The organism is Pseudomonas sp. LBUM1676 (assembly GCF_059695605.1).
Genome location: NZ_CP166777.1, coordinates 5,691,932 through 5,708,338 on the forward strand (window position 1 = coordinate 5,691,932; position 16,407 = coordinate 5,708,338).

Genomic DNA, 16,407 nt, shown 5'->3' on the forward strand with positions numbered 1-16,407 from the left:
TTCCGGAGTTTTCCATGACGGCCCACGCCGACCTTTCGCCGACCCTCCAACTCGCCATCGACCTGATCCGCCGTCCGTCCGTGACACCGGTCGACGCCGATTGCCAGAAGCAGATGATGCAGCGCCTGGGCGATGCCGGGTTCAAGCTCGAGCCAATGCGCATCGAGGATGTGGATAACTTCTGGGCCACCCACGGTAAACATGAGGGTCCGGTACTGTGCTTCGCCGGCCACACCGACGTGGTGCCGACCGGCCCGGTAACCGCCTGGCAGATTGACCCGTTCAACGCGTTGATCGACGAACACGGCATGCTCTGCGGTCGTGGTGCGGCGGACATGAAAGGCAGCCTGGCCTCGATGACGGTGGCAGCCGAGCGCTTCGTCGCCGACTTCCCGGATCATAAGGGCAAGGTCGCTTTCCTGATCACCAGCGACGAAGAAGGCCCGGCGCATCACGGCACCAAGGCGGTGGTTGAACGCCTTGCGGCGCGCAAAGAGCGTCTGGACTGGTGCATCGTCGGCGAACCGTCGAGCACCACGTTGGTAGGTGATGTGGTCAAGAACGGCCGTCGCGGCTCTCTCGGCGCCAAATTGACCGTGCGCGGCGTGCAGGGTCACGTGGCCTATCCGCACCTGGCGAAGAACCCGATCCACCTTGCCGCCCCGGCACTGGCCGAACTGGCCGCCGAGCACTGGGACCACGGCAACGACTTCTTCCCACCGACCAGTTTCCAGATCTCCAACGTGAATTCCGGCACCGGCGCGACCAACGTGATCCCGGGCGACCTGGTGGCGGTGTTCAACTTCCGCTTCTCCACCGAGTCCACCGTCGAAGGCCTGCAAAAGCGCGTCGCCGACATCCTCGACAAGCATGGTCTGGACTGGCACATCGACTGGGCGCTGTCCGGCCTGCCATTCCTCACCGAACCCGGTGCGCTGCTGGATGCCGTGGCGTCGAGCATCAAGGACGTGACCGGACGCGAAACAAAGGCCTCCACCAGCGGTGGCACCTCCGACGGTCGCTTCATCGCGACCATGGGCACCCAAGTGGTCGAACTGGGCCCGGTCAACGCGACCATCCACCAGGTCAACGAGCGTGTGCTGGCCGCCGACCTCGACGTGCTGACCGAAATCTACTACCAGACCCTGATCAAGTTGCTCGCCTGATGCTGGCCTGCCCGATCTGCAACGAACCGCTGAATGCGGTGGACAACGGCGTGGCCTGCCCCGCCGGGCATCGTTTCGACCGTGCGCGCCAGGGTTACCTGAACCTGTTGCCGGTGCAGCACAAGAACAGCCGCGACCCTGGGGATAACCTGGCGATGGTCGAAGCCCGCCGCGACTTCCTGAACGCCGGCCATTACGCGCCGGTGGCCAGGCGCCTGGCCGCGCTGGCTGCCGGCTATGCACCGCAGCGCTGGCTGGACATCGGCTGTGGCGAGGGTTACTACACCGCGCAAATCGCCGAGGCCTTGCCCAATGCCGATGGTTACGCGCTGGACATCTCCCGGGAAGCGGTCAAACGTGCCTGCAAACGCAATCCGCAGCTGACCTGGTTGATCGCCAGCATGGCACGGGTGCCGTTGGCCTCTGGCAGTTGCCAATTTCTCGCCAGCGTCTTCAGCCCGCTGGACTGGGAAGAAGCCAAGCGCCTGCTGAGCCCCGGCGGTGGTTTGATGAAGGTCGGGCCGACCCGCGGCCATCTGATGGAATTGCGCGAGCGGTTGTATGAGGAAGTGCGCGAGTACACCGATGACAAGCATCTGGCGTTGGTGCCGGAAGGCATGGCGCTGCAGCACAGCGAAATACTGGAATTCAAACTGACGCTGGAAAAGGGTCAGGATCGGGCCAACCTGTTGGCCATGACGCCCCATGGCTGGCGTGCCAGTGCCGAACGCCGGGCGGCGGTCATTGAGCAGGCTGAACCGTTCGAGGTCACCGTGTCGATGCGTTACGATTACTTTGTACTTCAATAATTTTTGGTCTTGAGCAACAGCTTGAGGCCGGCTAAATCCGCGAATGGATTTTTCAGACCCGCAGTGAGGACATCCATGCGCCAACCGGATATCGAGATTTACCTGAAAGACGCCGACGTCGACTACAAGGCCATCGCGGCCTGGCTCGGCCAAGCGTTGGGCCCGTGCACCGACTGGGTGCAGAAAGGCCAGACCTACAAGTGCAAGGCCGGCAACGTGCCAGTGACCTGGCTGCCGAAAGCCGTGGGCAAATGGAACAGCCTGTACCTGGAAAGTGACCAGACGCCGTGGGAAGACGACATCGCCTGCGCCCGCGCCGCGTTTGCCGCGCTTAACGTTGAAGTGCGCTGCGCACCGGGGAGCTGGGTCGAGGAAGAAGGTGAAGAGTCGGCCGATCGCTGGATGCGTATCAGCGCCGATGGCGAAGAAGAAATCACCTGGAAGACTGCTTAAAACCTGACAGCTGTACCTGTGGAGTGCCCAAAATGGCAGGCCACAGGGAGATCCATGTGGGAGCGAGCCTGCTCGCGATAGCGTCCTTTCAGTCAACATTGATGTTGAATGTCAGTCAGCTATCGCGAGCAGGCTCGCTCCCACAGTGGTTTTTGGTGATCTGAAGATCGGGTTTACAAGCCTACGACATCCTCGGCCTGCAACCCCTTCTCACCAGTCACCACCCCATATTCAACCTGCTGCCCCTCAGCCAGCGAGCGGTGCCCTTCACCGCGGATCGCACGGTAGTGCACGAACACGTCCACCCCGTCCTCGCGCTGGATGAAGCCATAACCCTTGGCGTCGTTGAACCACTTCACATTGCCGGTTTCGCGCGTAGCCATGTCTCGTAACCCTTCTTTTTATTTTGAGCGGTCGAGTATATGACAGTCGCGAAATCTCTCAACTCAACTTTACTTTACCGCTTTTTTGCCGATTTTCAGCGAATACGGCACACTATCGGCCGCCCGAGCAATTGCTCGGTTTTATTCACTCACGCAGAAGCCGTATGACCCGTTCCCCGCTCCGCCGTCTTGTGTTTGGCACCCTGCGCCGACTGTTGTACCTCTGGGTTCGCTCGGAGACGATCAACCAGTCGTCGCTCACCCTCAACCTCGACCGCAGCCGTCCGGTGTTCTACGTCCTGCAAAACCCTTCACTGACCGACCTCGCCGTGGTCGATACCGAGTGCAGCAAGGCCGGCCTGCCTCGCCCGGTGCTGCCGGTATCGGTGGGCAACCTGGTGGAACCCGCCGCGTTTTTCTACCTGACACCCGCGCCCGACTGGCTTGGACGACAGGACAAACGCGGTGCGCCACCGACCCTGACCCGCCTGGTCAGCGCCCTGAGCCAGAACGCCGCCGAAGACGCGCAGATCATTCCGGTCAGCGTCTTCTGGGGCCAGTCGCCGGACAGCGAGTCGAGCCCGTGGAAACTGCTGTTCGCCGACAGCTGGGCGGTCACCGGGCGCCTGCGCCGCTTGCTCAGCATCATCGTGCTGGGACGCAAGACCCGGGTGCAATTCTCGGCGCCGATCCAACTGCGCGAGCTGATCGATCACAACAAGGGCCACGAGCGCACCGTGCGCATGGCCCAGCGGATCCTGCGGGTACACTTTCGCAACCTCAAAGCAGCCGTGATCGGCCCGGACATCTCCCACCGCCGTAATCTGGTCAAAGGCCTGCTCAATCAGCCACTGGTCAAGCAAGCGATCCTCGACGAAGCCGAGCGCGAGAACATCTCCCCGGAGAAAGCCAAGGCCCAGGCCCTGCGCTACGGCAACGAGATCGCCTCGGACTACACCTACACCGCGATCCGTTTTCTGGAAGTGGTGCTGAGCTGGTTCTGGAACAAGATCTACGACGGTATCAAGGTCAACCACATCGAAGGCGTGCAGAAAGTCGCCCAGGGTCACGAAGTGATCTATGTGCCGTGCCATCGCAGCCACATCGATTACTTGCTGCTGTCCTATCTGCTGTTCCGCAACGGCCTGACCCCGCCGCACATCGCCGCCGGGATCAACCTCAACATGCCACTGATCGGTAGCCTGCTGCGCCGCGGCGGTGCGTTCTTCATGCGTCGCACCTTCAAGGGCAACCCGCTCTACACCTCGGTGTTCAATGAATACCTGCACACCCTGTTCACCAAGGGTTTCCCGGTGGAGTACTTCGTCGAGGGCGGTCGCTCGCGCACCGGGCGCATGCTGCAACCGAAAACCGGGATGCTCGCGATCACCCTGCGCAGCTTCCTGCGCTCGTCACGCATGCCCATCGTGTTCATTCCGGTATACATCGGTTACGAGCGGGTGCTGGAAGGCCGGACTTACCTCGGCGAGCTGCGGGGTGCGAGCAAGAAGAAAGAATCGATCTTTGACATCTTCAAAGTCATCGGCGCCCTCAAACAGCGCTTCGGCCAGGTGGCGGTGAACTTTGGCGAGCCGATCAAACTGGCGCAATTCCTCGACAGCGAACAGCCGGATTGGCGCGAGCAGGACCTCGGCCCGCAGTTCAAACCGGCCTGGCTCAACGAGACCACCAACCGTCTCGGCGAAAAAGTCGCGCAGCATCTGAATGAAGCCGCGGCGATCAACCCGGTCAACCTGGTGGCGCTGGCGTTGCTGTCCACCAGCCGCCTGGCCCTGGACGACCGCGCGATGGCGCGGGTACTCGACCTGTACCTGGCGCTGCTGCGCAAGGTGCCTTATTCGCCGCACACCACCTTGCCGGAAGGTGATGGTCGGGCATTGATCGACCACGTGAAGGACATGGACCTGCTGTCCGAGCAGAACGATGCCCTGGGCAAGATCCTGTACCTGGACGAGCAGAACGCTGTCCTGATGACCTATTACCGCAACAACGTGCTGCACATCTTCGCCTTGCCATCGTTGCTCGCGAGCTTTTTCCAGAGCGCTTCGCGCATGAGCCGCGAGCAGATCCTGCGCTACACCCGGGCGCTGTATCCGTATCTGCAATCGGAACTGTTCATTCGCTGGCCCCTGGAAGAACTCGACGCGGTGGTCGATCAGTGGCTCGCAGCCTTCGTCGAGCAAGGCCTGCTGCGGTTCGAGAACGACGTCTACCTGCGTCCGGCGCCGAGCTCCCGGCATTTTGTGCTGCTGACGCTGTTGTCGAAAAGCATTGCCCAGACCCTGCAACGCTTCTACATGACCGTTTCCCTGCTGCTCAACAGCGGCCAGAACAGCATCAGCGCCGAAGAACTGGAAGACCTGTGCACGGTGATGGCCCAGCGCCTGTCGATCCTGCATGGCCTGAACGCCCCGGAGTTCTTCGACAAGAGCCTGTTCCGCCACTTCATCCAGACCCTGCTCGACCTGGATGTGCTCAAACGCGATGAAGCCGGCAAACTGGGTTATCACGTACTGCTCGGTGAGCTGGCCGAAGGCGCGGCGAAACGGGTGTTGCCGGCGGAGATTCGTCTGTCGATCCGCCAGGTGGCGCTGCATCGCAGTGAAGATGCGGCGGATCAGGTCGCGGCCCCGGCACAGACCGACTAAATTCCCACGGGCGCCAGGCTTTTTCTGGCGCCTTCCATACGGAGATCTTCGATGAAAAAACTTTCTCTATTGGCCATCGCCACCCTGCTGGGCGCCTGTCAGTCGATGCAACCTGCCGCCAAAACCAGCCTTGACGGTGAAGTGTTCTACCTGCAGCGCATCGCCCTGCCACCGAACGCCACTTTGAGCGTCAGCCTGCAGGACGTGTCCCAGGCCGACGCCCCCGCCGTAGTCCTCGACGAACAGAAAGGCCCGATCGAAGGGCAGGTGCCGCTGCCGTTTCATCTGAGCTACGATCCGGCACAGGTCAAACCCGGCCATCGTTATTCGGTTAGCGCGCGAATCGAGGTGGACGGCAAACTGATGTTCCTCAGCACCGACCATCACGCCGTGCAACTGGATGGCAGCGACCCGCAGTCGCTGAAAGTCCGCGTCCACGCCGTCCGCTAATTCTTTCGAACAAGGAAGCCACCATGCTTCGCCCTACCCTTCGTCTCGCCGGTTTGTGCGCAGGCATGATGTTCTGCGCCAGCGCCCTGGCCCTGTCGCTCAGCGACCTGTCGCAAAAAGACGCCACCGGTGGCCTGAAAGATGCCCTGACCCAGGGCGCGCAACTGGCCGTTAAACAACTCGGCACGCCGGGCGGTTTCGGCAACAACCCGGAGGTGAAAATCGAACTGCCGGGCAAACTGGGCAAGGTCGCCAGCAAAATGAAAGCCTTCGGCATGGGTGCTCAGGTTGACCAACTGGAAACCAGCATGAACAAAGCAGCGGAAACCGCCGTGACCCAGGCCCAGCCGATCCTGGTCGACGCAGTGAAGAAAATGAGCGTGGAAGATGCCAAGGGAATTCTCAGCGGCGGCAATGACTCGGCCACTCAGTACCTGAGCAAAACCAGCCGCGAACAAATCCGCGCCAGGTTCCTGCCGATCGTCAAGCAAGCTACCGACCAGGTTGGCCTGGCCAAGCAGTACAACTCGTTCGCGGGCCAGGCAGCAACGCTGGGTGTTCTGGATGCGAAGAGTGCCAACATTGAAAGCTATGTCACTGAGCAGGCGCTGAATGGTTTGTTCGAGATGATCGGTAAACAGGAAGAGTCCATTCGCCAGAATCCTGCGGCGGCGGCGACCAGCTTGGCGAAGAAAGTTTTCGGAACACTCTAAGCCTCAACGCAAAACCCGGTGGGAGCGAGCTTGCTCGCGATGAGGCCGTGTCAGTCGACATGAACTGTGACTGACACACCGTAATCGCGAGCAGGCTCGCACAATGATTCAGGTTGTCGATGCGGCCCGCAGAAAGAACACCCACTCACGTCCCATCTTGCGCTTCTCGAACAGGTTCAACGCCACCAACCCGTTCAAGGTTGCCGATGCTGTGTTGTAGGAGCAGTCCAGGTTCTCCTTCACATTGACGGCCGTAAACTCCTTGGCCATACCGCTTTTTGCCACTTGGTATACGGCTCGCTGTTTCTCAGTGAGCTGGTCGAAAATGCCTGACTCCAATAGCCATCGATCAAAACTGTCGGCATAGGCCAGGCTTTTCCGATAAGCCTCGGTAAACCCGCTGACAGCCCGCAGGATGACCGAGCACTGGAACTCGATGAAATAAGTCAGGTCCAGTTCGTCAGCTTCGGTATTAAGGTACGACCGCCCGTACTTCACCGGCGCGCTACGCAGCAAAATACTGATCGCGATGTAGCGAAAGGCCGAGAAGTCATTCTTGAACATGAACCAGTAAAACAACGCTCGCGCGACCCGACCGTTGCCATCGCGAAATGGGTGCTCGTAGCCCAGGGCAAAATGCAGCGCGATGCCTTTGATCAACGGATGAAGGTATTGCACCTGATCGGGGTCGTTATGGGACTGATTGATCCACTGCGACAGCATCTGCAGTCGTGAGGCGAGCCCTGCTGCCGGGGGCGGCGCATGGACGGTATTGCCTTCGCCATCCTGCACCACTACTTCATCGTTATCCCTGAACTCCCCTGGCGAATATTGCCCATCGTCAATGCCCGCCACACCAACGCGATGCATCGCCGTAATCAGCTCGATACTCAAGGGGTCGTAACGCTGCTCCCAGGCGAAGTTCATCATCCTGTAATTGCCGATCACCATGCGCTCATCCGGCGTGCGTGGCAGGCGCTTGCGCTTGAGCATATCCTTGGCCACCCGGGTGGTGGTCGCCGCGCCTTCGAGTTGGCTGCTGCTGATGGCTTCGTCTTCGATAAGATCGTTGAGTAGATAACTGAAGTGGGCGTGCTCACCAATCTGGCTGGTCATGTACTCCAGCGCTGCAGTCGTCGCTTGTCGATCAACGATGGAAATCGCTTTTTGCGCCAGAGGCGTCAGCACAAACTTGCCCCACTCAATCGGCTCGCCCAACGGAAGAAGGTTTGCGTACTGGGCGGTCCGGGCTTTCTTGACCAATGCCCAGCACAAGTTCGAATCCAGCCCCGGTGCCCAGCGGTAGCGCAATTCGTCAAATGGAAGGTAACGCCCCTGATCGTCCAGCGGCTTGAGCAGTGCGAGGTAGTCCGAGAGGCGTTCCTTGTGGGGTGATCGCGCCAACAGGTCGAATACCGGGTCGGTTCTGCCCTTGAGCGCGGGGGGCTTTTTCATTGGCGTTGTCTCAGAAATTCATGAAACTGAGTCCTGAGTACAGCACTTCGATCTACAAGTCTCAATATCAGACAAGTCTGAGATAGGCGTAGGAACAAAGTTCGCTGGCGACGACCCATGACTCCGTCAGCCTGATCGGACAACGGTCATTCATACAAAGGCCGCTCGGTCAGCCGCGCACGGCCATGGATCGCCCGAAGGCCGCCAGGATCAAAAGATCAAACCGGCTCTTTCTTGACTCTGAACCAAGCCGCATACAGCGCCGGCAGGAACAACAGCGTCAACGCCGTCGCCACGATCAACCCCCCCATGATCGCCACCGCCATCGGCCCGAAAAACACACTGCGCGACAGCGGAATCATCGCCAGCACCGCGGCGAGCGCGGTCAACACGATCGGCCGGAAACGCCGTACCGTGGCCTCGATGATCGCTTGCCAAGGCTTGAGCCCGGAGGCGATGTCCTGCTCGATCTGGTCCACCAGAATTACCGAGTTGCGCATGATCATCCCGGACAGCGCGATGGTGCCGAGCATGGCGACGAAACCGAATGGCTGACGGAACACCATCAGGAACAAGGTCACACCGATCAAGCCCAGGGGCGCAGTCAGAAACACCATCACCGTGCGCGAGAAACTGCGCAATTGCAGCATCAGCAAGGTCAGTACCACCACTATGAACAGTGGCACGCCGGCCTTCACCGAGTTCTGCCCGCGGGCCGAGTCTTCCACGGTGCCGCCGACATCCAGCAGATAGCCATCCGGCAGTTCGGCACGAATCGGATCGAGGGTCGGCATGATCTGCTGCACCAGGGTCGCCGGCTGTTCCTTGCCATAGATGTCGGCGCGGACCGTGACGTTGGGCAAGCGGTTGCGGTGCCAGATGATGCCTTCTTCGAAACCGTACTCCAGGGTCGCGATCTGCGACAACGCCACGCTGCGGCCGTTGTCGGTGGGTACCGCCAGGCTGGGCAGCAACGACAGCTCGGTGCGTTCATGCACCGTGCCGCGCAGCAGGATCTCGATCAATTCGTTGTCTTCGCGGTACTGGCTGACGCTGGAACCGGTCAGGGAGCTTTGCAGGAACCGCGACAGGTTCGCGGTGCTCACGCCCAGCGCCCGGGCGCGGTCCTGATCGATATTCAGGTACACGACTTTGCTCGGTTCTTCCCAATCGAGGTGGACGTTGACCACGTGAGGATTCTCGCGAACCTTGGCCGCGACTTTGCGCGCCAGCGCACGGACTTCCTCGATGTGCTCGCCGGTGACCCGGAACTGCACCGGATAACCCACCGGCGGACCGTTCTCCAGACGAGTGACCCGCGAGCGCAAGGCCGGGAACTGTTCATTGAGGGTTTCGATCAGCCAGGCACGCAGGGGTTCGCGGTCCTCGATGGTCTTGGCCAGGACGACAAACTGGGCGAAGCTCGCCGCCGGCAGCTGCTGATCCAGCGGCAGGTAAAAACGCGGCGAACCGGTGCCGACGTAGGCCACGTAATTGTCGATCCCCGCGTGATCCTTCAGCAGTGCTTCCAGGCGTTTGACCTCTTCGGCGGTGTTGCTCAGGGAGGCGCCTTCGGCCAGTTTCAGGTCGACCATCAACTCCAGGCGACCGGAAGCCGGGAAAAACTGCTGCGGCACAAAGCGGAACAGCACGATCGAGCCGATGAACAGCACGACGGTCAGCAGGATCACGGTCTTGCGCCAGCGCACACACCACTCCACCAACCGCCTGACCCGTTGATAGAACGGCGTACCGTAAGGGTCCGGTTGGCCGTTGCCGGCACCGTGTTTGGCCGCATGAATTTTCGCCAGATCCGGCAGCAGTTTTTCCCCCAGATAGGGCACGAAAACCACCGCGGCAATCCACGATGCCAGCAACGCAATGGTCACGACCTGGAAGATCGAGCGGGTGTATTCACCGGTGCCCGATTGCGCGGTGGCGATCGGCAGGAAACCGGCCGCGGTGATCAGCGTACCGGTAAGCATCGGGAACGCGGTACTGGTCCAGGCGTAGCTGGCGGCCTTGATCCGGTCGAAGCCCTGCTCCATTTTGATCGCCATCATCTCCACGGCGATGATCGCGTCATCCACCAGCAACCCCAGGGCCAGTACCAGCGCGCCGAGGGAAATCTTGTGCAGGCCGATGCCGAGGTAGTACATGCAGGCGAAGGTCATCGCCAACACCAGCGGAATCGCCAGGGCGACCACCATGCCGGTGCGCACGCCGAGGGAAAAGAAGCTCACCAACAGCACGATTGCCAGGGCTTCGACCAGCACTTGAACGAACTCGCCGACCCCGGTTTTCACCGCGGCCGGCTGGTCGGACACCTTGCGCAGCTGCATGCCGGCCGGAAGGTTCTTCTGGATTCTGGCGAACTCGACTTCCAGCGCCTTGCCCAACACCAGAATGTCGCCACCCTGCTTCATGGCCACCGCCAGACCGATGGCATCTTCGGCCATGAAGCGCATGCGCGGCGCGGGAGGATCGTTGAAACCACGGCGCACATTCGCGACATCGGCGATGCGGAACGTGCGATCGCCGACGCGGATCGGGAAGTTCTTGATCTCGTCGACTGTCTGGAAATTCCCCGACACCCGTAGCTGCAAGCGCTCGCTGGTGGTCTCGAAGAAGCCGGCGGTGGACACCGCGTTCTGCTCCTCAAGCGCTTGCTGTACCGCCGCCAGGGGCAACCCGAGGGTGGCGAGTTTGACGTTGGAGAGTTCGATCCAGATCTTCTCGTCCTGCAGCCCGAGCAGATCGACCTTGCCCACGTCCTTGACCCGTTGCAGCTGGATCTGGATGCGGTCGGCGTAATCCTTGAGCACCGCGTAGTCGAAGCCGTCGCCGGTCAGGGCGTAGATATTGCCGAATGTCGTGCCGAACTCATCGTTGAAGAACGGCCCCTGAACACCCGGCGGCAGGGTGTGGCGGATGTCGTTGGTCTTCTTGCGGACCTGATACCAGAGCTCGGGAATGTCCACCGAATGCATGGAATCGCGGGCAATGAAGGTGACCTGGGACTCGCCAGGCCGGGAGAACGACACGATGCGCTCGTACTCGCCGGTTTCCATCAACTTCTTTTCAATACGCTCGGTCACCTGGCGCGACACTTCCTGCGCCGTCGCCCCCGGCCAGATCGTGCGGATCACCATGGCCTTGAAGGTGAACGGCGGGTCTTCGCTCTGGCCAAGCTTGGTGTAGGACAGTGCTCCGACGACCGCCAGCAACAGCATCAAGAACAGTACGATCTGGCGATTACGCAGCGCCCATTCGGAAAGATTGAAACCCATCGGGGATTACTCCTTGTCCGCCAGATTGACCACGCGGTTGGAGCGATCCACCGGGCGCACTTGCTGCCCTTCGAGAAGCACATGGACACCGGCCGCCACCACCCAGTCGCTGGCATTCAGGCCTTCGAGCACCGGCACGGTTTTCTCGCCGAAGGCACCGACCCGCACCGGGGTCTTCTTCAAGGTGTTGTCGGGACTGACCACCCAGACGTAGGTCGCGCCGTTTTCCGCGGTCAGCGCGGAAAGCGGTACGGACAGCGTCACCACGTCGGCGGCTTGAACGAATACCCGGGCGCTCTGGCCCAGTTCGGCAGGAACCTTGCCGCCGATGAAAGCAATGCGGGCGGCAAAGGTGCGGGATTTCGGATCGGCGGCCGGGGACAACTCCCGGATGCGTCCGGCGAAACGTTGATCGGGCTGAGTCCAGAGTTCCACCGACACCGGCTGACCGACCTTGAAACGGCCGAAGCCCTGCTCCGGCAGGCTGATCAACACTTCGCGCTCGCCATCGGTGGCCAGGGTAAACACGGTTTGCCCGGCTGCCACCACTTGCCCGACTTCTACCGCACGCTTGGCCACCACACCGTCCTGAGGAGCGCGCAACACCGCATAGCTGGCCTGGTTGGTCGAGACATTGAACTCGGCCTTGATCTGTTTCAGGCGGGCTTCACCTGAACGGAAGAGATTTTCCGCATTGTCGTACTGCGAACGGCTGACCATCTGCCGGTCCATCAGGGTCTTGTAGCGATCGCGCTCGGCGCGCACCAGGTTGAGATTGGCCTCGGCCGCAGCGACCTGGGCGCGGGTGGCTTCCAGTTGCAGGCGCACATCCTGGGGATCGAGTTCCGCCAGCGCTTGGTCCGCCTTGACCCGCTGGCCCTCTTCGACCAGTCGTCGGCTGACTTTGCCGCCAATGCGAAACGCCAGCTCCGGCTCAAAGCGCGCCCGTACTTCACCGGGAAAGCTGTCGAGCGCCTGGGCCGACGGCTCTGGCTGCACCACTAGGGCCGGTCGAACGGTGACTTGAGGCGCCTCTTCGTGACCACACGCAGACAGGAACAACGCCAGACTGACCGGCAACGCGAGGGGCAAGGCATAGCGGAACATGGTGAACGACCTTTCGCCAATGGTGCTTGGAATAATTATACTGAGCAGTATGTTATTAATAGCAAACTCACCAGTCCAGTATTAAAAGCGAAGTATGTCGAACAATCTTTCAGCACCCAACGGTCCGGGCCGGCCCAAGGATCTGGCCAAGCGCCAGGCAATCCTCGATGCGGCGAAAATCCTGTTCTTGAGTAAGGGTTATGCCAACACCAGCATGGACGCTGTGGCGGCCGAGGCCGGGGTGTCGAAGCTGACCGTCTACAGCCATTTCAACGACAAGGAGACACTGTTTTCCGCCGCCGTCGTGGCCAAATGCGAAGAACAATTGCCGACGCTGTTCTTCGAGTTGCCGGACGGCATCGCCCTGGAAACGGTGCTGCTGAACATCGCGCGTGGCTTCCATCAACTTATCAACAGCGACGAATCGGTGAACCTGCACCGGCTGATGATGACCCTGGGCAGCCAGGACCCGAAGCTCGCGCAGATTTTCTTCCAGGCCGGACCAGAGCGCATGCTGCATGGCATGGAGCGCTTGCTGGGCAAGGTTGATCAGAGCGGTGCGTTGAGCATCGACAAACCGCGCAATGCGGCGGAGCATTTCTTTTGCCTGCTCAAGGGTGCGGGGAATTTTCGCTTGTTGTATGGGTGTGGCGAGCCGTTGACCGGGGATGCGGCGGAGAGCCATGTGCGGGAAGTGGTGGGGTTGTTTATGCGGGCTTATCGACCGTAAGCAGTCTGATAGTTTTTGAGTGTCTGGCCGGACCCTTTCGCGAGCAGGCTCGCTCCCACAGGGGATCTATGTCAACCACAGATCCCCTGTGGGAGCGAGCTTGCTCGCGAAGGGCGCGACACGGTCTCAGGGCTTCAACGCCTTCTTCGGATAAATGTCATACCGACTGGATTTCCCGTCCAGCGCATGACTCGGCTTCGGCCCCGCTATGCACGGCGCCTTGCGCGGGCGCTTGACCACCACCCGGTGACTGGCCAGCGCCAACGCTGCTTCGAGCAATGCCGGCGCGTCGGGATCATCCCCCACCAGCGGCCGGAACAGGCGCATTTCCTTCTTCACCAACGCGGTTTTCTCCCGATGGGGAAACATCGGATCGAGGTAGATCACCTGCGGCGGCTCACCTTGCCAGTTTTTCATCACTTCGATCGAATTGCCCTTGAGCAATCTCATCCGCGCCACGATCGGCGCCACGTCGAAATCCTCCGCGCCACGGGCCAGGCCATCTTCAAGCAAGGCGCCGATCAATGGCTGACGCTCGATCAGGCTCATCTCGCACCCCAGGCTCGCCAGCACGAACGCGTCCTTGCCCAGCCCTGCCGTGGCATCCAGCACCCGTGGCCGCACGCCCTGGGCAATGCCCACCGCCTTGGCGATCATCTGTCCGGTGCCGCCACCGAATAACCGCCGATGGGCCGCGCCGCCCTCGACGAAGTCCACCCGCACCGGCCCCGGCGCATCGGCACCCAGCTGTTGCAGCTGTAAACCCTGCTCGCCCACCTGCAAGGCAAACTCGGCCTCAGCCACCTGCAACGGCAAGCCCAAACGCTCGGCCCATTGCTGCGCCAGTGGTTCAAAGGCCGGGGTCGAGGCCTCGACTTGGATGCGGCAGGCCGCAGGTTGCTCAATCATGGGAAAACACGCTCAAAAAATTAATGATCGGCAAAAACAGCCGATAACAAAACTAACGGGCATTTTGCCAGAGCTGAGCGTCGACCGAGAGAAATGTCAGACTTTCAACCCACCATCACCGGCTTTATCTCGCCCTACGGCGATTACAGCCGGCGAAATACCCAGGCACTGAGCGGTGTCAGTCACCTGTGGCAGGATTTTTTTGCCCGGGCGCTGGCCGATCATTCGGGTGAGGTGTTGCCGGCATCGCTCAACTTTCCACCGGTCGATCTCGACAGCCCGATCGAACCCAGCGTTGGCAGCGACCTGCTGGCACACATCGTTTCCCAGCGTGAATGTGAGGTGAAGGACAACGAAGTACGCCCGCCCGAGCCGTTGTTCCTGCCGATTGCCGAGTTCGAAACGGACCTGCTGGACAAGCCCTTCCCACCGTTCCCGGAGGAGGAAATCAGCGCGCAGCAGAAACAGCAGGACTTCGAAAGCAGCTGGGTTCGCCCGATCGTGCTGGCCGCGGGCCAGCCTGTGCCGCCCACCGGCCCGGCGCCACAACCGCGTGCGCTGCATTTGCCAATCGCCGAGTTCGAGCTCCATCTGCTGGACAAACCCTTCCCGCCGTTTTCGCCCGAAGAACTGGCGGAGCAACAGCGACACTTCGATTTCGACACCGGCTGGGCGCGCCCGATCGTCCTGCAGAACCTGCGTATCGCCGCCTGAGCCTCAGCGACAGACCCGCCACGGCCCGACATCCAGGTGAAAGTGATCGCGATGGGCGGCGTTATAGTCCGGGCTCAAGACCCCACTGAACATGTCGCAGGCGCCATCGCGGACCTTGCGTAAAAACCGGGCGTCCTGATTATCCTTCGGCCAATCCTTGAGCACGTTGATGGCGCGCCCGTCGGCCAGGCGGAAACCGGCGATATCAAGCGCATTGGCGGTGGCGTGCTGGCTGCGTCTGCCATTCTCGCGCCCGTAGACGTTGCGGCAGGCAAAGCTGCCCAGATGATCGACACGCGTCACCGCCTGTCCGTAGACCGTCTGTGCCGCGGGTTGCAGGGCGTGATGCTCGAACAGCGCAAAGGACACCGCCAGGCGACAACTGGCGAGGAAACTGCTGCTCAGTGCCACTTCGCCGCCTTGCACCCGTAAAGCGTTGATCAATGGGCACGTCGCGCCGGGGCTGTCGGCCTGGTGGGTCACGCGTAATCCGGCGCTGTCCAGGGCTTGATCGCATAGCCGGGGATCATCGCGCAATCGCATCAGCTTGTAGCGTGTCAGAACATTGGGTTCGGCCTTCACATCCAGTGGCGCCCAGGGGTTCCATTGCGGTGGCAGCGAGACCCAGCCACCCCAGACACTCACCGCAGCCGCGCCGATAAGCAGCAGCACCAGCAACAACATCACCCGCACAAACCGCACCCTCAGCCTTTGAACAGTTGATTGGCCTGCTGGAACGGCATGGAGCGTGAGGTGAAGCCGAAGGTGCCCGACTGCCGGATCTCTTCGGCGGCACGATAGAACTCGCCATACGCCGCCAGGGCCAGCGCCGAACCGACGCTGATCCGTTTGACGCCCATTGCACTCAGCTGCTCGACGGTCAGCTTGAGCCCGCCGGACATCAAGACATTGACCGGCTTGGGCGCTACCGCACGCACCACCGCCAGTACCTCTTCAGCGCTGCGCAGGCTCGGCGCATACAGCACGTCGGCACCGGCTTCGGCAAAGGCCTGCAAGCGGCGAATCGTATCGTCGAGGTCGGGTATGCCCTGTAGAAAATTCTCGGCCCGGGCCGTCAGCGTGAACTCAAAAGGCAAACTGCGGGCGGCGGCGACAGCGGCTTCGATACGGGCTACTGCATGGTCGAAGCAGTAGATCGGACCGTCTTCGCGCCCCGTGGCATCTTCGATCGAGCCGCCGACGGCGCCGGCTGCGGCGGCCCGCAAGATACTTTGGGCACAGTCGGCTGGATCGTCGGCAAAACCATTTTCCAGATCGACCGCGACCGGCAGATCGCTGGCCGCGACAATCGCCTGAACGTTCGCCAGGGTCTGGTCCAGGGTCAGGCCACCATCGGGGCGGCCCTGGGAAAAGGCATAACCGGCGCTGGTGGTCGCCAGTGCCTCGAAACCAAGGCTGGCGAGCATTTTCGCCGAGCCGGCGTCCCACGGGTTGGGAATGACAAAAGCGCCATCGCGTTCGTGCAGTGCTTTGAACGCCTGGGCTCGAAGGGTTTGCGCATCCATTGGCAGGCTCCTGGAAAGGGGAACGAATCCGCT

The 16,407-nt window shown here is 61.3% G+C and carries 15 protein-coding genes; 8 read left to right on the forward strand and 7 right to left on the reverse strand.

Annotated features, from left to right (window positions below):
- The first annotated feature begins 14 nt into the window (after positions 1-14).
- The 3 genes from dapE (at position 15) to ACA041_RS26295 (ending at position 2,428) form a co-directional block, all read left to right on the forward strand.
- Positions 15-1,166, forward strand: a complete 1,152-nt coding sequence (dapE, locus tag ACA041_RS26285) for a succinyl-diaminopimelate desuccinylase (protein WP_497438491.1) — start codon at positions 15-17, stop codon at positions 1,164-1,166.
- Positions 1,166-1,975 (forward strand): putative RNA methyltransferase, encoded by an 810-nt coding sequence (locus ACA041_RS26290; RefSeq protein ID WP_497438492.1) that lies wholly within the window; start codon positions 1,166-1,168, stop codon positions 1,973-1,975. Before dapE ends, ACA041_RS26290 begins: the two co-directional genes overlap by 1 nt.
- A gap of 75 nt (positions 1,976-2,050) precedes the next feature.
- Positions 2,051-2,428 (forward strand): hypothetical protein, encoded by a 378-nt coding sequence (locus ACA041_RS26295; protein WP_497438493.1) that lies wholly within the window; start codon positions 2,051-2,053, stop codon positions 2,426-2,428.
- 173 nt (positions 2,429-2,601) lie between these two features.
- Here ACA041_RS26295 and ACA041_RS26300 read toward each other — a convergent pair whose 3' ends face one another.
- Entirely contained in the window at positions 2,602-2,811 is a 210-nt protein-coding gene (locus ACA041_RS26300) for a cold-shock protein (RefSeq protein WP_008146705.1), read from the reverse strand.
- A 164-nt stretch (positions 2,812-2,975) separates the two neighbouring features.
- Here ACA041_RS26300 and plsB point away from each other — a divergent pair, with 164 nt between their 5' ends.
- From plsB to ACA041_RS26315, 3 genes are read left to right on the forward strand one after another with little or no spacing between them, the layout of a single operon-like run.
- On the forward strand, positions 2,976-5,480 hold the full coding sequence (gene plsB / locus ACA041_RS26305; RefSeq protein ID WP_497438494.1) for a glycerol-3-phosphate 1-O-acyltransferase PlsB: 2,505 nt from the start codon (positions 2,976-2,978) through the stop codon (positions 5,478-5,480).
- Between the two features lie 51 nt (positions 5,481-5,531).
- The gene (locus ACA041_RS26310) at positions 5,532-5,930 is read left to right on the forward strand and encodes a YbaY family lipoprotein (protein WP_497438495.1); all 399 of its coding nucleotides are present in this window, start codon (positions 5,532-5,534) and stop codon (positions 5,928-5,930) included.
- A gap of 23 nt (positions 5,931-5,953) precedes the next feature.
- On the forward strand, positions 5,954-6,643 hold the full coding sequence (locus tag ACA041_RS26315; protein WP_497438496.1) for a DUF4197 domain-containing protein: 690 nt from the start codon (positions 5,954-5,956) through the stop codon (positions 6,641-6,643).
- Between the two features lie 108 nt (positions 6,644-6,751).
- On the opposite strand, the gene ACA041_RS26320 is transcribed toward ACA041_RS26315, so the two are convergent.
- From ACA041_RS26320 to ACA041_RS26330, 3 genes are all read right to left on the reverse strand, one after another.
- Positions 6,752-8,098 carry a Fic family protein gene (locus tag ACA041_RS26320; protein WP_497438497.1) on the reverse strand — a complete coding sequence of 449 codons (1,347 nt, stop codon included), beginning with the start codon at positions 8,096-8,098 and terminating at the stop codon, positions 6,752-6,754.
- Between the two features lie 218 nt (positions 8,099-8,316).
- Positions 8,317-11,388, reverse strand: coding sequence for an efflux RND transporter permease subunit (locus ACA041_RS26325; protein WP_497438498.1), 3,072 nt, complete (start codon positions 11,386-11,388; stop codon positions 8,317-8,319).
- A gap of 6 nt (positions 11,389-11,394) precedes the next feature.
- Positions 11,395-12,495 carry an efflux RND transporter periplasmic adaptor subunit gene (locus ACA041_RS26330; RefSeq protein WP_497438499.1) on the reverse strand — a complete coding sequence of 367 codons (1,101 nt, stop codon included), beginning with the start codon at positions 12,493-12,495 and terminating at the stop codon, positions 11,395-11,397.
- A 94-nt stretch (positions 12,496-12,589) separates the two neighbouring features.
- On the opposite strand from ACA041_RS26330, the gene ACA041_RS26335 reads away from it, so the two are divergent.
- Positions 12,590-13,225 carry a TetR/AcrR family transcriptional regulator gene (locus ACA041_RS26335; RefSeq protein ID WP_497438500.1) on the forward strand — a complete coding sequence of 212 codons (636 nt, stop codon included), beginning with the start codon at positions 12,590-12,592 and terminating at the stop codon, positions 13,223-13,225.
- A gap of 126 nt (positions 13,226-13,351) precedes the next feature.
- On the opposite strand, the gene ACA041_RS26340 is transcribed toward ACA041_RS26335, so the two are convergent.
- Positions 13,352-14,134: a class I SAM-dependent methyltransferase gene (locus tag ACA041_RS26340; RefSeq protein ID WP_497438501.1), complete on the reverse strand. Its 783-nt coding sequence runs from the start codon at positions 14,132-14,134 to the stop codon at positions 13,352-13,354.
- A 93-nt stretch (positions 14,135-14,227) separates the two neighbouring features.
- Here ACA041_RS26340 and ACA041_RS26345 point away from each other — a divergent pair, with 93 nt between their 5' ends.
- Positions 14,228-14,848 carry an energy transducer TonB gene (locus ACA041_RS26345; protein WP_497438502.1) on the forward strand — a complete coding sequence of 207 codons (621 nt, stop codon included), beginning with the start codon at positions 14,228-14,230 and terminating at the stop codon, positions 14,846-14,848.
- 3 nt (positions 14,849-14,851) lie between these two features.
- Here the strand turns inward: ACA041_RS26345 and ACA041_RS26350 are convergent, their stop codons facing one another.
- Both ACA041_RS26350 and ACA041_RS26355 read right to left on the reverse strand, forming a co-directional pair.
- Positions 14,852-15,532, reverse strand: a complete 681-nt coding sequence (locus tag ACA041_RS26350) for an extensin-like domain-containing protein (RefSeq protein WP_497442175.1) — start codon at positions 15,530-15,532, stop codon at positions 14,852-14,854.
- A 20-nt stretch (positions 15,533-15,552) separates the two neighbouring features.
- Positions 15,553-16,374 carry an isocitrate lyase/PEP mutase family protein gene (locus ACA041_RS26355; RefSeq protein WP_497438503.1) on the reverse strand — a complete coding sequence of 274 codons (822 nt, stop codon included), beginning with the start codon at positions 16,372-16,374 and terminating at the stop codon, positions 15,553-15,555.
- Positions 16,375-16,407 lie beyond the last annotated feature (33 nt).

What these genes read in the sequence shown, in the direction of transcription:
- dapE (WP_497438491.1), top strand. Translation starts at nt 15, where the DNA reads ATGACGGCCCACGCCGACCTTTCGCCGACCCTCCAACTCGCCATCGAC.
- ACA041_RS26290 (WP_497438492.1), top strand. Translation starts at nt 1,166, where the DNA reads ATGCTGGCCTGCCCGATCTGCAACGAACCGCTGAATGCGGTGGACAAC.
- ACA041_RS26295 (WP_497438493.1), top strand. Translation starts at nt 2,051, where the DNA reads ATGCGCCAACCGGATATCGAGATTTACCTGAAAGACGCCGACGTCGAC.
- ACA041_RS26300 (WP_008146705.1), bottom strand. Translation starts at nt 2,811, where the DNA reads ATGGCTACGCGCGAAACCGGCAATGTGAAGTGGTTCAACGACGCCAAG.
- plsB (WP_497438494.1), top strand. Translation starts at nt 2,976, where the DNA reads ATGACCCGTTCCCCGCTCCGCCGTCTTGTGTTTGGCACCCTGCGCCGA.
- ACA041_RS26310 (WP_497438495.1), top strand. Translation starts at nt 5,532, where the DNA reads ATGAAAAAACTTTCTCTATTGGCCATCGCCACCCTGCTGGGCGCCTGT.
- ACA041_RS26315 (WP_497438496.1), top strand. Translation starts at nt 5,954, where the DNA reads ATGCTTCGCCCTACCCTTCGTCTCGCCGGTTTGTGCGCAGGCATGATG.
- ACA041_RS26320 (WP_497438497.1), bottom strand. Translation starts at nt 8,098, where the DNA reads ATGAAAAAGCCCCCCGCGCTCAAGGGCAGAACCGACCCGGTATTCGAC.
- ACA041_RS26325 (WP_497438498.1), bottom strand. Translation starts at nt 11,388, where the DNA reads ATGGGTTTCAATCTTTCCGAATGGGCGCTGCGTAATCGCCAGATCGTA.
- ACA041_RS26330 (WP_497438499.1), bottom strand. Translation starts at nt 12,495, where the DNA reads ATGTTCCGCTATGCCTTGCCCCTCGCGTTGCCGGTCAGTCTGGCGTTG.
- ACA041_RS26335 (WP_497438500.1), top strand. Translation starts at nt 12,590, where the DNA reads ATGTCGAACAATCTTTCAGCACCCAACGGTCCGGGCCGGCCCAAGGAT.
- ACA041_RS26340 (WP_497438501.1), bottom strand. Translation starts at nt 14,134, where the DNA reads ATGATTGAGCAACCTGCGGCCTGCCGCATCCAAGTCGAGGCCTCGACC.
- ACA041_RS26345 (WP_497438502.1), top strand. Translation starts at nt 14,228, where the DNA reads ATGTCAGACTTTCAACCCACCATCACCGGCTTTATCTCGCCCTACGGC.
- ACA041_RS26350 (WP_497442175.1), bottom strand. Translation starts at nt 15,532, where the DNA reads ATGTTGTTGCTGGTGCTGCTGCTTATCGGCGCGGCTGCGGTGAGTGTC.
- ACA041_RS26355 (WP_497438503.1), bottom strand. Translation starts at nt 16,374, where the DNA reads ATGGATGCGCAAACCCTTCGAGCCCAGGCGTTCAAAGCACTGCACGAA.